The sequence below is a fragment of the Rhizobium sp. 01N447_2 genome (genome assembly GCF_056399245.1).
Genome location: NZ_JBFTQY010000047.1, coordinates 19,220 through 34,665 on the forward strand (window position 1 = coordinate 19,220; position 15,446 = coordinate 34,665).

The window sequence follows — 15,446 nt, forward strand, 5'->3', positions numbered from 1 at the left end:
GACCATGGAGGAGGCCTTTTCCAAAACCGAGTTCCGCAACGCCATGGCGCGCGTTTGCGCGCCGGTCAACGTCATCACCACCAATGGTCCCGCCGGTCGCGGCGGGTTCACCGCCACGGCCATGTGCAGCGTGACGGATGAGCCGCCGACGCTGCTCGTCTGCATGAATAGCCGATCCGCCCAAACTGCACTGTTTCTGGAAAACCACCGGTTCTGCGTGAACGTATTAAGTCACGACCACAGAGAGCTAGCCGGGAAATTCGCCGGAGCAACCGCCGATATGGAGGCGCGCTACGCCTCTGCGGATTGGGTCGCAATGCCTTCAGGTACGGATGCTCTCGCGGATGCGATCGTCTCATTTGATTGCGAGCTGTCCGAGGCAAGACTTGTCGGCAGCCATCACATTTTCATCGGGCGGATCGCCGGCATCCGATCCCGTCCCGACGGCAACGCATTACTGTATTTTGACCGGAATTATGTTCATGTCCCGACGCAACTTGGCAGCTTCGGAGGTTGAAGGTATTCGCTGTCAGCCACGTTGCAGCTGACAGCGAATGGGCTGCGCGCGGAAGCTTCAACTTCAGATGCGTCCGACATTTCAACTGCGACCCCTGCTCTCGGCAAAGTGTTCGACCAAGCTAGAGCTGGATCCATGCCGTTTTCAGATTGTGATACTTTTCCATGGCGTGTAGCGACTTGTCGTGGCCGTTGCCCGACTGGCGGATGCCGCCGAGCGGCACGGTGTTGTCGGCGCCGCCATAGGTATTGACGTGGACGACGCCGGCCTTGACCCCCCGCACCATGCGATGGGCGCGAGACAGGTTGCTGGTCCACACGGCTGAAGCGAGGCCATAAGGCGTGGCATTGGCAATGCTGATTGCCTCTGCATCGTCATCGAAGGGAATGATGGAGAGGATCGGTCCGAAAACCTCCTCTCTGGCCAGCGTCATCTGCGGCGTCACGTCGAAAACGGTCGGCTGCATGTAGAAACCGCCGGTGTCCTGAAGAATACGGCCGCCGCCGGTCCTCAGTCTTGCACCTTCGGACAGCGCCTGGGCGGCGAAACCGAGGTCCTTCTCGAGTTGGATCTCGCTGGAGATGGCGCCGGATTCGGTCGAGAGCAACAGCGGATCGCCAACCTTTATCTTTTCGGCAATGGCTGAGATCCGTTCTGCGAAGGCTTCGTGGATCGACCGCTCGACCAGGAGTCTCGACCCGGCAACGCAGACCTGTCCCGAGTTTCTGAAGATGCCGAATGCCGAGACCTTGGCGGCCAGTTCGAGGTCCGGCGCATCGGCGAAGACGATGTTGGGCGATTTGCCGCCCAGTTCGAGATAGACCCGCTTCAGGTTGGAGCGCGCCGAATATTCGAGCAGCCGGCGGCCGACGCCGCCGGAGCCGGTGAAGACGAGAACATCGATATCGCCATGCAGGCCGATCGCCTCTCCGGCGACCGTGCCGCGGCCGGTGACAACATTGAGCACTCCCTCCGGCAAGCCGGCTTCAGCACACAGCGCCGCCAGTTTCAGAAGGCTGAGCGATGCGCCTTCGGCGGGCTTCAGCACCACCGAGTTGCCGGCTGCCAGCGCCGGCGCGATCTTCCAGGCGCCGATCATCATCGGGAAATTCCACGGCACGATAGCGGCGACGACGCCGACGGGCTCGCGGTGAATGAGGCCGAGAACGCTTTCGGAGGTGGGTGCAATTTCGCCGTAGACCTTGTCGAGGGCTTCGGCGTAATAGCGGAAGGTGGCGGCGGCGCTGCCGGGCTCGGCTTTCAGTGCCATGCTGATTTCCGTACCGTTGTCGCGCACGCCGAGAACCGCCAATTCCAGCGCATCACGCTCGATCAGTTCGGCGATCCGGAACAGGATTTTCTTGCGCTCGCCGGGCGCTGCCTTCGACCACGCGCCCTTCTCGAAAGCGGTGCGCGCAGCCCTAACGGCGAGATCGACATCCGCCGCCCCGGCATCGCCGATAGTTGTCAATTTCGATCCCTCGATCGGCGAGATGACATCCATTGTCGCGCCGCTTAAAGGTGTACGCCACTCGCCGCCAATGAACAGCGATTGCGGCGAGACGACGCTCGAGCGGAGTTGGTCGATCTTGTCCTGCATCTCAATCTCCTTACGAAAGAGATGGCGGACCGGCGTCCGCCATCATGATCCAGATATGTCAGGCTTCCTGTCCGGCGCCGAGCCGGGCAAAACCGGCAGCATCTTCCGACTTCAGACGGGCAGCTGCCATCAAGCCGACAATGGCGGCAATCACCACCAGCCCCGGCAGAAGCACGGCGAGCACACCGCTTGCGCCGGCGATCGCGCCGAAATTCACCGTGATATAGTAGACTAGACCCAGCAGGATGATGCCGGTGATCACCGGCAAGATCTTGGTCACGAGAACATTGCCCTCGAGGCCGGGATTGCGGCTGAAGAAGGCGACGATGGCGAATGCGGTGAAGGCCATCAGCAGAATGATGGCAAGCGTGCCGACATTAGTGAGCCACGAAAAGAGGGCAAGCACGGGATCCTGCCCCGTAAAGGCGAAGAGCGCGATGACGAGAGCGGCAACAATCGTCTGGATCACCGAACCGACATGCGGGCTCTGGAAGACAGGGTGGGTGACCCCAACAGACTTCGGCAGCAGACCTTCGCGGCCGGCGACATACATGTAGCGGGCGACGCCATTGTGGAAGGCGAGCACGCCGGCAAACAGGCTGGTGATGAAGAGTACGTTCATGACCGGGACGATCCAGTGACCGACATAGCGTTCGGCAAGGCCGAAGAGGAAGGTCGTAGGATCGGCGAGGCCCTGCAGTTCGGGAACGAGCTTATCGGCGCCGGCGCCGTTGACCATCAGCCACGAGGTCAGCATGTAGAAGAGGCCGATAATAAGGACAGAGATATAGGTCGCGCGCGGCACGGTCTTGTGCGGCTCGCGGGCTTCCTCGCTGTATATCGTGGTTGCTTCGAAGCCGATGAACGCTGCAAAGCAGAAGAGAATGCCGATTGCCGGCGTTCCGCTCATGAAGGCGGCGGGCGTGAAGGGTACGGCCGAGATGCCGCTGTCACCGCCCTTGAGCAAGATAGCGGCGTCGATGACCAGCACGACGACATATTCAAGAATGACGAGGACCGTCAATATCTTAGCCGACAGGTCAACGCGCCGATAGCCGAAGACCGCGACGACGGCGATGCCGATATAGGTCCAGACCCACCATGGCAATTCAAGGCCGATGCCCGCGAAGAACCCTGCGGTTGCCGCACCGAAGAGACCGAAAACGCCAATCTGCATGGCATTGTAGGCAAGGATGGCAATGAGGGCGGCTGCACCGCCCATCATGCCGCCGAGACCCTGGGCGGTATAGGCATAAAAGGCACCGGCATTGCGGATGTGGCGCGCCATGGCGACGTAGCCGACCGCAAACAGTACGAGGATCGCCGTGACCAGCAGAAAGGTCAGCGGGATGCCCGGCCCATTGCCGAGCATCATCGACAGAGGCACGCCGCCAGCGACCGCCGTCAGCGGCGCTGCGGCCGAAACCACCAGAAATGTCACGGCGCCGACGCCGAGACTGTTCTTGCGCAGCTGGTTTTCACCTGCGCCTGTTGAGAATTGATTGTCCATTTTGCTCAAGTTCCCCTTGTTGCAACTATCCGATTGCGCTCCGGGAAAACGCGTCCTCCCAAATCGCCGTCATTTCGAACCGGACTAATCTGCCGCGTTTTTTCTTTTGCTCTTGGCCGCGCGCAGGTCAGCGCATATGGTTCATATATTGAACCATTGCTTCAAATATAGACTTGCAAATAACGGCTACACCTGTCAAGTTATTTCGCATGTTAAGTAGTTTGGCCGGCATGGAGGACCGGACATCGACGATGATGACCCAGACAGGTGCCCGTAACACCAACCGGTATCGAACGGCGACCGGACAAAAAGAGGAGACCGCATGAGCACCGTCGGAAAAGCACTGTCCTTGCTGGACAGCCTGTCGCAACTCAACCACGAAGCGGGATTGACGGATATCGCCCGTCTCTGCGACCTCGACAAGGCGACGGCCCGCCGCCTGCTTGTCGAATTGGAAAAGCATGGCTTCGTTGAGCAGGATCCGGACACGCGCAGATACCGGATCGGTTCAGCGCCGGTTCGCCTGGCGCGGATTCGCGAGGCGCGTTATCCGTTCCTGCGGGTCGCCATCCCCTTCGTAAGGGAGCTCGCTGAAAAGTCTGAGGAAACTGTTCATCTCGCCGAATTCAGCGGCAGCACACTTTCAACGATCCACGTCGAGGACTCACCGCGCGCGCACCGGGTCATCGTCGAGATCGGCACGCGCCTGCCTTTCCACGCTACGGCGTCGGGCCTCGCCTATCTGGCTTTCTCAGATAAGAAATACATCGAGTCGGCCCTGTCGCAGCCACTGGACGCTTTTACCGAGCACACCGTGACCGATCCGGCCGCCGTCCGCAAAATGATAGACGAAACGGTCGCGCGCGGATTTTCGATCAGCAGCCAGGGTCTCGAGGTCGGCGTCGTCAGCACCGGAGCTCCCATTCTTTCGCCGGCCGGTCAACCGATCGGCTCCATCACCATCGCGGCGCCGCTGGCGCGCGCGCGCGCCGCCACACTGGCAAACTTCGGCGCAGCCGTCGTCGACACAGCCAAACGCATCTCAGAAAAATACTACGGGCCGGAGCGGCCTTCGGGAACAAAAATGCAAACAAAGAGGACCGGTTGAATGAGCCCAGCAGAGCCGTCGCCAGAACAATCACGTCCACTCAGCATCCTTCTGATTGGAACCGGCGACACCAAATCCGACGAGCTTCAGTTCATGGCAGGCATCATCCGCGATGCCGGCGCAGAACCGGTCATGGTCGACGTCAGTATCTTGTCAGATCCGCCTTACACACCTGACTATTCCCGGCACGACATCGCCAAGTCGGCGGGAACCTCGATCGAAGCGATCATTAACAGCGGCGACGAAAATTCAGCAATGGCGCTGATGTCGACCGGCGCTGCGGCTCTCGTCGGAACGTTGCATGCGACCGGAAAGGCGGATGGCATCATTGTTCTCGGCGGCTCCATGGGTACGGACCTTGCGCTTGACGTGGCGGCCGCCCTGCCGCTCGGCGTTCCCAAATTCGTGGTCTCGACGATTGCCTATTCGCATCTCGTGCCGCCGGAGCGYATCGCCCCGGACCTGATGATGATACTCTGGGCCGGCGGACTTTACGGATTGAATGATATCTGCCGCGCCGTGCTTTCCCAGGCCTGCGGCGCCGTCGTCGGGGCTGCCCGCTCCAGCAGGAAGCCCAAGGCGGACCGGCCGTTGATCGGAATGACCTCCCTCGGTTCCACCTGCCTCAAATACATGAAACACCTGAAGCCGGAGCTCGAAAAGCGCGGCTATGAGGTCGCAGTATTCCACTCGACCGGCATGGGCGGACGGGCCTTCGAGGCGATTGCCGCGCAGAAAGGCTTTGCCGCGGTGTTCGACTTCTGCATGCAGGAAGTCGTCAACCACCAGAATGGCACCGTGGTCACCTCCGGTCCTGACCGCATGGAAAATGCGGGCCGCTCCGGCATACCGCAGATCGTCGCGCCCGGCGCGGTCGATATGGTGGACCTGCCCGCATGGCAGCCGCTGCCGGCAGCACTTGCCGACCGACCTTATCACGCACACAACCGGCTGATCGGCTCGGTCACCACCTCGCCTGAAGGACGCCGGGCAACGGCTGCCCTGATCGGAGAAAAGCTTGGCGGCGCGCAGGCGCCGGTCGCCCTGATCCTGCCGCTCGAAGGCATACAGGAATGGGACCAGCCGGGTGAACCGTTGCATGATCCGGTAGGCCTTTCAGCCTTTATCGATGCGATGCGCCTGGCCCTCCCCCCATCCGTCGCCCTGCATGAGGTCGATGGTCACATCAATTCCCCTCAATTCTCCACAAAAGCCCTCGCCGTATTCGATGCGTGGGTTGCACAGGGCATCATCCCGGAAGGCAGGCCATGACAGGTGATCGCGCACTCATCCTCGATTTCGGCGGCGTCGTCACCCGCACGCTGTTCGAAACGCACGACGTCACCGAGCGGGCGCTTGGCCTTGCCGCCGGCACACTCACCTGGCGCGGTCCGTTCGACACAACGACCGATCCACTCTGGGTATCGATGCAGAACCGTGAGATCACCGAACGCGACTACTGGATGACACGGACCGCGGAAGTCGGCCGGCTGGTCGGTGAGGATTGGACCGACATGAAGACCTTCGTCCAGCGGGCGCGCGGCGCCGATGCCGATCTCGTGCTGCGTCCGGAAGCGGCAGACGCCATCACCCGCGCCAAGGCCGCCGGCCTGCGGCTCGCCATCCTTTCGAATGAACTCGATCTTTTCTACGGTGTCGAATTTCGCAAGCGTTTCCCGCTGATCGATTTCTTCGACGTTATCGTCGATGCCACCTACACCAAGATCCTGAAACCGGATGCGCGCGCCTATGAACAGGTGATCGCCGAGGTCGGGCTTCCGCGCGAAGCCTGCGTCTTCGTCGACGATCAGTTGAAGAACATTGAGGGCGCCGACGTCGTCAAGCTTCCCAACGTCCATTTCGACGTTACCCGGCCCGCTGACGGCTATGCCCGCGCCCTTTCCATGCTTGGACTTTGAACGAAGAGGACTGCGATATGCGCGAAACCAATTTTCTGACCGAAAACAACGCCCGTCATGTCTGGCACCCGATGGCGCACCCGGCCGACATGTTGGCCAATCCGCCGCGCATCATCAGGGCGGCTTCCGGTGTTGAAATCACCGATATCGACGGCAAGACGGTGCTCGATGGCGTCGGGGGGCTCTGGAACGTCAACCTCGGCTATTCCTGCGATCCGATCAAACAGGCCATCCGTGACCAGCTCGAGGAACTCCCTTATTATTCCGCCTTTCGCGGCACCACCAATCCGCCGCTGATCGAACTGTCTTACGAACTGGCTGAGTGGTTCAAGGAAGACGGCCTCAGCCGATCCTTCTTCACCTCGGGCGGCTCGGATTCCGTGGAGACCTGCCTGCGGCTTGCCCGCCAGTACCACAAGGTCAATGGCCAGCCGGAGCGCACCAAATTCGTGGCGCTGAAGAAAGGCTATCATGGGACCCATTTCGGCGGTGCGTCCGTCAACGGCAATGCCAACAACCGTCGCAACTACGAGCCGCTGCTCCCGGGCGTTTCGCACCTGGCGGCTCCCTATGGCTACCGCAATCCTTTCGGCACCGACGATCCGGCGGAAATCGCGGCGGCCATCGGTCGTCAGTTCGAAGACGAGATCGCCTTCCAGGGCGCCGATACGATCGCCGCCTTCATCATGGAGCCGGTGCTGGGCGCCGGCGGCATCATGGTGCCGCACGAAACCTTCATGCCGCTGATGCGTGCCATCTGCGACAAGAATGGCATTCTTCTGATCGCCGACGAGGTCATCACAGCCTTTGGCCGCACCGGTGCCTGGACGGGATCGCGCCTGTGGGGCACCAGGCCCGACCTGATGTCGACCGCCAAGGCGATTACCAACGGCTATTATCCCTTCGGTGCGGTGATGATCGCCGACAAGATCGCGGAAGCCTTCGAGGCCAACAAGAACACCGTCGGCACGATCGGTCATGGCTACACCTATTCCGGCCACCCTGTGGGTGCAGCGGCGGCGCTGGCGACGCTCAAGGAAACCAAGCGCCTCAACGTGGCCGCCAATGCAGGCGCGCGCGGCAATGAACTGCTGGCTGGTTTGAACTGGCTGAAGGAAAAGCATGAACTGATCGGCGACGTTCGCGGCAAGGGGCTGATGTGCGCGCTGGAACTGGTGACGGACCGCGCGACAAAGACCGGCGCGCCGAAGGATATGGTCCAGCGCCTGCAAGATGCGGCCTACGACGCCGGCGTGATGGTGCGTACCTCTGGCTCCAACGTCATCATCTCGCCGCCGCTTGTCATCACCACGGCCGATGTAGATCGGATCCTCGCGGCACTCGAGACAGGTCTGACAGCCGCCGCGGGAGGCAAATGACATGGCGGAAAACGCAGCACTCCTCGCCCGCCGAGAGCGGCTTCTCGGCCGAAACATGTCCACCTTTTATGACGATCCGGTGCAGCTGGTGCGTGGGGAAGGTGTCTGGCTGTGGGACGCGGACGGCCGGAAATATCTCGATTGCTACAACAATGTGCCACATGTCGGCCATTGCCACCCACGCGTCGTCGACGCGATCACCCGGCAAGCGTCGACACTGAACACCCACACGCGCTACCTGCACGAGGGCATCCTCGACTATGTCGAGCGGCTGACGTCGACGTTCGACAAGAGCCTCAATACTGCGATCATGACCTGCACCGGCAGCGAAGCCAACGACATCGCGTTGCGCATGGCGCAGGCGGTCACGGGAAAGACCGGGGTTATCGCGACCAACCATACCTACCACGGCAATACAGCGGCCGTGTCGCAGCTCTCTACCCGCATGCCCCCGGTCGGCGGTTTCGGCGGTCATGTCCGCCATGTGCCGGCGCCCGACAGCTATCGGCCGCTGGGTGGTATGCCCGGCGAAGCCTTTGCCGAGGCTTTCGCCGCTGAGGTGGAAAAGGCGATCGCCTCGCTACAGAGCAGCCCGCACGGCTTTTCGGCGCTCATCATCTGCCCATTCTTTGCCAACGAGGGATTTCCCGACCTGCCGCCGGGCTTTCTCGACCAGGCAATCGCTGCCGTGCGCAAGGCGGGAGGACTTGTCATATCCGACGAGGTGCAGCCGGGTTTCGGGCGCACTGGCGGCCATATGTGGGGCCACCAGCGCGCAGGCTTCGTGCCCGACGTGGTGACGCTCGGCAAGCCGATGGCCAACGGCCATCCGGTCGGCGGCGTCGTCGCCAATGCCGACACGCTGAACGCATTCCGCAAGGCCTTTCGCTATTTCAATACCTTTGGCGGCAATCCGGTTTCCTGTGCTGCGGCCTTGGCGGTTCTCGATGTGATCGAAGATGAAGGGCTGATGGAAAACGCCCGTGCCGTCGGCGCCTACGCGCAAGACGGCCTCAAACACCTGTCCGAAAAACATGACGTCATCGGCAACGTGCGTGGCAGCGGCCTGTTCTTCGGGGCGGAGCTGGTTCTCGACCGTGAGAAAAAGACCCCGGCGCCGGACATCGCCACAAAGGTCATCAATGACATGCGCGCGCGCGGCGTTCTGATGGGCAAAATCGGGGTGCATCAATGCGCGACCAAGATCCGGCCACCCATGCCATTTTCGAAGGAGAATGCCGATTTGATGCTTTCCACGCTCGATGACGTTCTGTCCGGATTGTGACGGTGGCCATGTCGGAACATGAAACCACCTCTTTCATGGAGGCGCTGAGTGCGCGCGCACGCGAAGCCCTTGCCAGCTGGGAGCTCGGCGTCCAGATACCCCAGCTCCTGAAATACCGGGAGAATGCGGTATTCCGGGTGACGCTCAGGAGCGGCGAGCCTGCAGCCCTGCGGCTGCACCGGCCCGGCTATCACAATAAAAGTGCATTGGTTTCGGAACTCTCCTGGATGGCAGCTTTACGCGAGGCGGGCCTGCGCGTTCMGGCACCTGTTTCCACGTTGGACGGACGCCAAATCGTTGCGCTTGCGGCAGATCCTGTGTTCGGTGACCAATACGCCGACATCGTCAGTTGGATGACCGGCAGCCCGCTCGGCCAATCGGGTGTTCTTCTTGCGCATTCCAGGGAGCGCCTCGTCGTTATTTTCCGCTCGCTGGGTGAAGCGATAGCCCGGATGCACACAGCCACCGATGCCTGGAGACCACCGGCCGACTTCCGCCGCCCGGCATGGGACGGCGATGGTTTGCTTGGCGGGCAGCCGCTTTGGGGTCGATTCTGGGATTGTGCAGGATTATCGCCGGATCAGGTGATGCGATTGTCGGATCTCAGGCTCTTGCTGCGAGAGAAAACCGATGCACTCCGCCATCTCGACTATGGTCTCATCCATGCCGATCTCGTTCGGGAAAACGTCCTCATAGACGGCGATCATGTCGAATTGATCGACTTTGACGATGGTGGCTACGGCTGGCGGATGTTCGACATCGCCACAGCCTTGTTCAAGAATCGCGGCGAGCCGCACTACGAACTCATCAAGGCAGCGTTGATCGAGGGATATCGCGGCGTACGGTCGCTACCGGACAGCGCCCTTGAAACCCTGCCGCTCTTCATGGTTCTGCGCAGCATCACTTATATCGGCTGGATCGGTGAGCGAATTGGCGCGCCGGATGCGGCAGAGCGGCTTCAGCCCTATGTAGCCGATGCTCTGGCGTTGGCAGACGCCCTCCAAACCGGCACCAGCAGATAGGAGCGGAGGCCGTGCTATTTGTTCAGCGTCGCCAGTTCGTCGAGCATGTCGAGCAAGGTATCGATGCGCTCGCGGCCGAACCGCTGCTCAAGCGCAGTATAAATCGTCCGGCTGTCGGGACTGACCTCGTTGATGATCTTCAGTCCCGCGGCCGTGATCTGCAACAGTATCCGGCGGCCGTCTTCAGCATCCTTGCTCTTGGTGATGAAGCCGCGCTCCTCGAGAGACCGAATGATCCGCGTCAGGCTCGGAGCAAGGATAAAGGCCCGTTCCGACATCTCCGATGCATCCAGTGTTCCGGCTTCCGCCAGAATGCGAATAACGCGCCATTGCTGTTCCGTCACATCATGCAGCGCCAGCATGGGCCGGAAGTGCCCCATCACCGCTTCACGCGCCCGAAGCAACGCAATCRGCAGCGAGCGGCGTGTATCGCGGGGCAGCAAGGCATCCTGCATTATGCCGTTATCGTCAGGGGATTGTTTGGTCATAAGGGTTCTATGGATCAATTTCTTGAACCGCGCAACGTGGCCGGCAGYCACGATGCCCTTGACAGAGCCGACAAAATATTTAACATGTTAAATATACTGAGGTCGTGGCGCGGGGAGGAACGATGCCGCATTTCACCATGGATTATTCGGCGAATCTCGACGGAAAAGTGGACTTCGGCGCGCTGTGCCGTGTCGTCCACGCCGAGATTCTCGGCACGGGCCTGTTCGAGACCGGTGCCGTGCGGGTGCGCGCCATCCGTTGCGAAGCCTATGCGATTGCCGATCTGCTTGATGAAAATGCCTTCATCGATATGTCCTTTCGCATCGGCGAAGGTCGTAGCCAGGAGGATAAGCGGCGCACCGGCGAAGCGATCTTTACCGCCGTCACGAAACACCTCCGCAAGCTGTTCGAGACGCCGCACTTCGCCCTCACCCTCGAAATCCGCGAAATCGACCCGGCGCTGAGCTGGAAGAAAAACGCCATCCACCCGCGCCTGCGCAAGACAAACGGTTAGCGCCGCAGCGAGTGATCGCAAGCAGGACACATCGGAGAAAAGCATGTCGACACTTGAAGAAAACATCGCAAAGGCCGAAGCCTATTTGGCCCGCTTTCGCAAAGACGGCGTATTGAACCATATCGCTGGCGAGGCAATGCCAGCAGCCGATGGCACCACGTTCGACATCATCTCTCCGGTCGACCTGAAGGTTTTGGCAAAGGTGGCACACGGCAAGGCGGCGGATGTGGACCGGGCGGCACAAGCCGCAAAAGCCGCCTTTCCTGCCTGGGCCGCGATGTCGGGCGACGTGCGCAAGAAACTTCTCCATAAGATCGCCGATGCGATCGTAGCGCGTTCCGAAGAGATCGCGTTCGTCGAATGCATGGACACCGGTCAATCGCTGAAATTTATGGCGAAGGCAGCCCTTCGCGGAGCAGAGAACTTCCGCTTCTTCGCCGATCGCGCCGTGGAAGCCCGTGACGGCAAAACGCTGCGTGCGGATGGTCAAGTCAACATCACTACTCGCGCACCGATCGGCCCGGTCGGCGTCATTACGCCATGGAATACGCCTTTCATGCTGTCGACATGGAAGATTGCACCGGCGCTMGCTGCCGGCTGCACGATCGTACACAAGCCGGCGGAATTCTCGCCGCTGACTGCGCGGCTGCTGGTCGAAATCGCCGAAGAGGCTGGTCTGCCGAAGGGGGTCTGGAATCTCGTCAACGGGCTCGGCGAGGACGCAGGCAAGGCGCTGACCGAGCATCCTGCCATCAGAGCAATCGCCTTCGTCGGCGAAAGCCGCACCGGCTCGATGATCATGAAACAGGGCGCCGACACGCTGAAGCGGGTACATTTCGAACTCGGCGGCAAGAACCCCGTCATCGTTTTTGCCGATGCCGACCTTGAGCGCGCCGCCGATGCTGCCGTCTTCATGATCTATTCGCTGAATGGCGAGCGCTGCACCTCATCCTCCCGCTTGCTGGTGGAGGAAAGCATCTACGACCGCTTCACGGCGATGGTCGCCGAGAAAGCCAAGCGCATCAAGGTCGGCCACCCCCTTGATCCAGAAACTGTGGTCGGCCCGCTGATCCACCCCGTGCACGAAAAGAAGGTGCTGGACTATATCGAGATCGGCAAAGCCGGCGGCGCGACGGTTGCCGCTGGCGGCACGAAATTCGAAGGGCCGGGTGGCGGATGCTACGTATCCCCCACCCTCTTCACCAGCGCCAACAACCAAATGCGCATTGCGCAGGAAGAAATCTTCGGACCTGTTCTGACCGCGATCCCCTTTAAGGACGAGGACGATGCACTGGCGCTTGCCAACGACGTGCAATATGGCCTCACCGGCTACCTCTGGACTTCGGACGTCACCCGCGCCTTCCGCTTCACCGATGCCCTGGAAGCCGGGATGATCTGGGTGAACTCGGAAAACGTCCGCCATCTGCCGACCCCTTTCGGCGGCGTCAAGAATTCCGGCATCGGCCGTGACGGCGGCGATTGGTCCTTCGATTTCTACATGGAGACCAAGAACGTTGCTTTCGCCACCAAGGCGCATGCGATCCAGAAACTCGGCGGCTGAGTGCACCGGACACCCTATTGAATTTGGAGGAGAACCCCATGCCCCTGCCCACACCCAATCTTTATCCGGCCTTCAACATCGTGCGCCTCAGCCATGTCGAGCTTGCCGTGACCGACCTTGCGAAATCGCGCGCCTTCTACGTCGACACGCTCGGCTTGCAGGTGACCGACGAGACGGCAGACACGATCTATCTGCGTGCGCTCGAAGAACGAGGGCATCACTGCATCGTCCTGAAAAAAGAAGCCGCCGCCGAAGCACGCGATCTCGGCTTCAAAGTCTTCTCCGACGAGGACCTCGATAAGGCCGAGCATTTCTTCAAGGGCAACGGCCTGCCGGTCGAATGGATCGAGCGGCCCTACCAGTCGCGTACCTTCCGTACCCGCGATCCGCATGGCATTCCGCTGGAATTCTATTCGAAAATGGACCGCCTGCCGCCGATCCACCAGAAATATGCCCTCTACAGAGGCGTAAAGCCGCTCCGTATCGATCACTTCAACTGCTTCTCACCGAATGTCGACGAAAGCGTTGCCTTCTACAATGAGATCGGCTTCCGCGTGACGGAATACACTGCCGACGAGGAAACCGGGAAGCTCTGGGCGGCATGGACGCATCGCAAGGGTGGCGTCCATGACATCGCGTTTACCAACGGTCGCGGTCCGCGTTTGCATCACACCGCGTTCTGGGTTCCGACGCCGCTCAACATCATCGACCTGCTCGATCTGATGGCGACCACCGGTTGGCTGCCCAATATCGAGCGCGGCCCCGGCCGTCACGGTATTTCGAATGCCTTCTTCCTCTATATCCGCGATCCGGATGGCCACCGCATCGAGATCTATTGCTCGGATTATCAGACGGTCGATCCCGATCTCGAGCCGATCAAATGGGATCTCAAGGATCCGCAGCGCCAGACGCTTTGGGGGGCTCCGGCGCCGAAATCCTGGTTCGAGGAAGGCAGCACCTTTGCCGGTACCGAGGTGCGTGATTCCGTGCTGAAGGCCCAGCCGATCGTCGCGCCCTGAATTTCCCCAGCTGGGCGGGCGCGAAAGCGTCCGCCGTTTTTTTAATGCTTGGTGAGGAGCCAGCCATGAAATTGCAAGATCCTTCCTTGTTCCGCCAAGCCGCTCTTGTCGGCGATAATTGGATCGAGGCCGATCCGAACAACGCGATAGAGGTGAACAACCCGGCGACTGGCGAGATCATCGGCCGGGTGCCGAAGCTGGGCGCCGCCGAGACCAGGACGGCCATTGAGGCTGCCCGCGTGGCCCAGAAGGGCTGGGTTGGGCGCACTGCCAAGGAACGCTGCGCGATCCTGCGCAAATGGTACGAGCTGATGATCGAAAACAAGGACGATCTTGGCCGTATTCTGACCCTGGAACAGGGCAAACCGCTGGCGGAGGCGACCGGTGAAATCGTCTATGGTGCGAGCTTCATCGAATGGTTTGCCGAGGAAGGCCGCCGCATCTACGGCGACCTGATCCCCGGCCACCAGCCCGACAAGCGCATCATGGTGATGAAGCAGCCGATCGGCGTCGTCGCGGCAATCACGCCGTGGAACTTCCCCAATGCGATGATCACCCGCAAGGCCGGTCCCGCCTTTGCCGCCGGCTGCGCCATGGTGCTGAAGCCTGCCTCGCAGACGCCGTTCTCGGCGATCGCGATTGCGATCCTGGCAGAACGCGCCGGCCTGCCGAAGGGCCTCTTCAGCGTCATCACCGGCTCGGCCGCGGCCATCGGCGCCGAGATGACCTCGAACCCGGTGGTGCGCAAGCTGACCTTTACCGGTTCGACCGAAATCGGCACCGAGCTCTACAAGCAGAGCGCCCCGACCATTAAGAAACTCGGCCTCGAGCTTGGCGGCAATGCGCCGTTTATTGTCTTTGACGATGCCGACCTCGATGCTGCGGTCGAAGGCGCGCTGATTGCCAAATACCGCAACAACGGCCAGACCTGCGTTTGCGCCAACCGCATCTATGTCCAGGACAGCGTCTATGATGCCTTCGCCGCGAAGCTGGCGGCGGCCGTCGGCAAGCTGAAAACCGGCAACGGCTTTGACGAAGGCGTCATCCTCGGACCGCTGATCGACAAGGCCGCCCTAGCCAAGGTCGAGGAGCATATCGCAGACGCGGTGGGCAAGGGCGCGCGCGTCGTGCAAGGCGGCAAACGGCATGCGCTGGGCGGCACCTTCTTCGAGGCGACCATCTTGGGCGAGGTCACCAAGGACATGGCGGTGGCGCGCGAGGAAACCTTCGGGCCGTTAGCGCCGCTGTTCCGTTTCAAGGACGAAGCCGACGTCATCGAGCAGGCAAACGACACCGAGTTCGGCCTCGCCTCTTACTTCTACGCCAAGGATCTCGCCCGGGTATTTCGTGTGGCYGAGGCSCTGGAATACGGCATGGTCGGCGTCAATACCGGCCTGATCTCGACAGCCGAAGCGCCGTTTGGCGGCGTCAAACTGTCGGGTCTCGGCCGTGAGGGCTCGAAATATGGCATCGAGGAATTCACCGAGATCAAATATGTCTGCCTCGGCGGCATCGGCTGAACT

At 61.0% G+C, this 15,446-nt stretch carries 14 protein-coding genes; 11 read left to right on the forward strand and 3 right to left on the reverse strand.

Annotation, left to right across the window (positions count from 1 at the left end):
* Positions 1-4 precede the first annotated feature (4 nt).
* The gene (locus tag AC1ECN_RS25925; RefSeq protein ID WP_018073576.1) at positions 5-517 is read left to right on the forward strand and encodes a flavin reductase; all 513 of its coding nucleotides are present in this window, start codon (positions 5-7) and stop codon (positions 515-517) included.
* Positions 518-638: 121 nt separating this feature from the next.
* On the opposite strand, the gene AC1ECN_RS25930 is transcribed toward AC1ECN_RS25925, so the two are convergent.
* Both AC1ECN_RS25930 and AC1ECN_RS25935 read right to left on the reverse strand, forming a co-directional pair.
* Positions 639-2,117 carry an aldehyde dehydrogenase gene (locus AC1ECN_RS25930; protein ID WP_477954504.1) on the reverse strand — a complete coding sequence of 493 codons (1,479 nt, stop codon included), beginning with the start codon at positions 2,115-2,117 and terminating at the stop codon, positions 639-641.
* A 58-nt stretch (positions 2,118-2,175) separates the two neighbouring features.
* Positions 2,176-3,627, reverse strand: coding sequence for an APC family permease (locus AC1ECN_RS25935; protein WP_018073574.1), 1,452 nt, complete (start codon positions 3,625-3,627; stop codon positions 2,176-2,178).
* A gap of 322 nt (positions 3,628-3,949) precedes the next feature.
* Here AC1ECN_RS25935 and AC1ECN_RS25940 point away from each other — a divergent pair, with 322 nt between their 5' ends.
* The 6 genes from AC1ECN_RS25940 to AC1ECN_RS25965 are packed head-to-tail and all read left to right on the forward strand — an operon-like array spanning position 3,950 to position 10,340.
* Positions 3,950-4,735 carry an IclR family transcriptional regulator gene (locus tag AC1ECN_RS25940; protein WP_024323640.1) on the forward strand — a complete coding sequence of 262 codons (786 nt, stop codon included), beginning with the start codon at positions 3,950-3,952 and terminating at the stop codon, positions 4,733-4,735.
* The gene (locus tag AC1ECN_RS25945; protein ID WP_024323641.1) at positions 4,736-6,007 is read left to right on the forward strand and encodes a Tm-1-like ATP-binding domain-containing protein; all 1,272 of its coding nucleotides are present in this window, start codon (positions 4,736-4,738) and stop codon (positions 6,005-6,007) included.
* Complete coding sequence (locus tag AC1ECN_RS25950) at positions 6,004-6,654, forward strand: HAD family hydrolase (RefSeq protein WP_024323642.1); 651 nt, start codon at positions 6,004-6,006, stop codon at positions 6,652-6,654. The genes AC1ECN_RS25945 and AC1ECN_RS25950 overlap by 4 nt, the downstream gene beginning before the upstream one ends.
* A gap of 17 nt (positions 6,655-6,671) precedes the next feature.
* On the forward strand, positions 6,672-8,033 hold the full coding sequence (locus AC1ECN_RS25955) for an aspartate aminotransferase family protein (protein WP_024323643.1): 1,362 nt from the start codon (positions 6,672-6,674) through the stop codon (positions 8,031-8,033).
* Position 8,034: 1 nt separating this feature from the next.
* The gene (locus AC1ECN_RS25960; RefSeq protein WP_163861985.1) at positions 8,035-9,318 is read left to right on the forward strand and encodes an aspartate aminotransferase family protein; all 1,284 of its coding nucleotides are present in this window, start codon (positions 8,035-8,037) and stop codon (positions 9,316-9,318) included.
* Positions 9,319-9,326: 8 nt separating this feature from the next.
* A complete protein-coding gene (locus AC1ECN_RS25965; protein WP_477954508.1) occupies positions 9,327-10,340 on the forward strand; it encodes a phosphotransferase enzyme family protein in 1,014 nt (337 codons plus the stop codon).
* A 14-nt stretch (positions 10,341-10,354) separates the two neighbouring features.
* Here the strand turns inward: AC1ECN_RS25965 and hpaR are convergent, their stop codons facing one another.
* Positions 10,355-10,828, reverse strand: a complete 474-nt coding sequence (hpaR, locus tag AC1ECN_RS25970) for a homoprotocatechuate degradation operon regulator HpaR (protein WP_477954510.1) — start codon at positions 10,826-10,828, stop codon at positions 10,355-10,357.
* Between the two features lie 122 nt (positions 10,829-10,950).
* Between hpaR and AC1ECN_RS25975 the strand changes: the two genes are divergently transcribed.
* From AC1ECN_RS25975 to gabD, 4 genes are all read left to right on the forward strand, one after another.
* The gene (locus AC1ECN_RS25975; RefSeq protein ID WP_024323647.1) at positions 10,951-11,343 is read left to right on the forward strand and encodes a 5-carboxymethyl-2-hydroxymuconate Delta-isomerase; all 393 of its coding nucleotides are present in this window, start codon (positions 10,951-10,953) and stop codon (positions 11,341-11,343) included.
* Between the two features lie 43 nt (positions 11,344-11,386).
* Complete coding sequence (gene hpaE, locus AC1ECN_RS25980; RefSeq protein WP_130656139.1) at positions 11,387-12,904, forward strand: 5-carboxymethyl-2-hydroxymuconate semialdehyde dehydrogenase; 1,518 nt, start codon at positions 11,387-11,389, stop codon at positions 12,902-12,904.
* Between the two features lie 38 nt (positions 12,905-12,942).
* Positions 12,943-13,923 carry a 3,4-dihydroxyphenylacetate 2,3-dioxygenase gene (gene hpaD / locus AC1ECN_RS25985; RefSeq protein ID WP_130656140.1) on the forward strand — a complete coding sequence of 327 codons (981 nt, stop codon included), beginning with the start codon at positions 12,943-12,945 and terminating at the stop codon, positions 13,921-13,923.
* 65 nt (positions 13,924-13,988) lie between these two features.
* Positions 13,989-15,443, forward strand: a complete 1,455-nt coding sequence (gabD, locus tag AC1ECN_RS25990) for an NADP-dependent succinate-semialdehyde dehydrogenase (protein ID WP_130665045.1) — start codon at positions 13,989-13,991, stop codon at positions 15,441-15,443.
* Positions 15,444-15,446 lie beyond the last annotated feature (3 nt).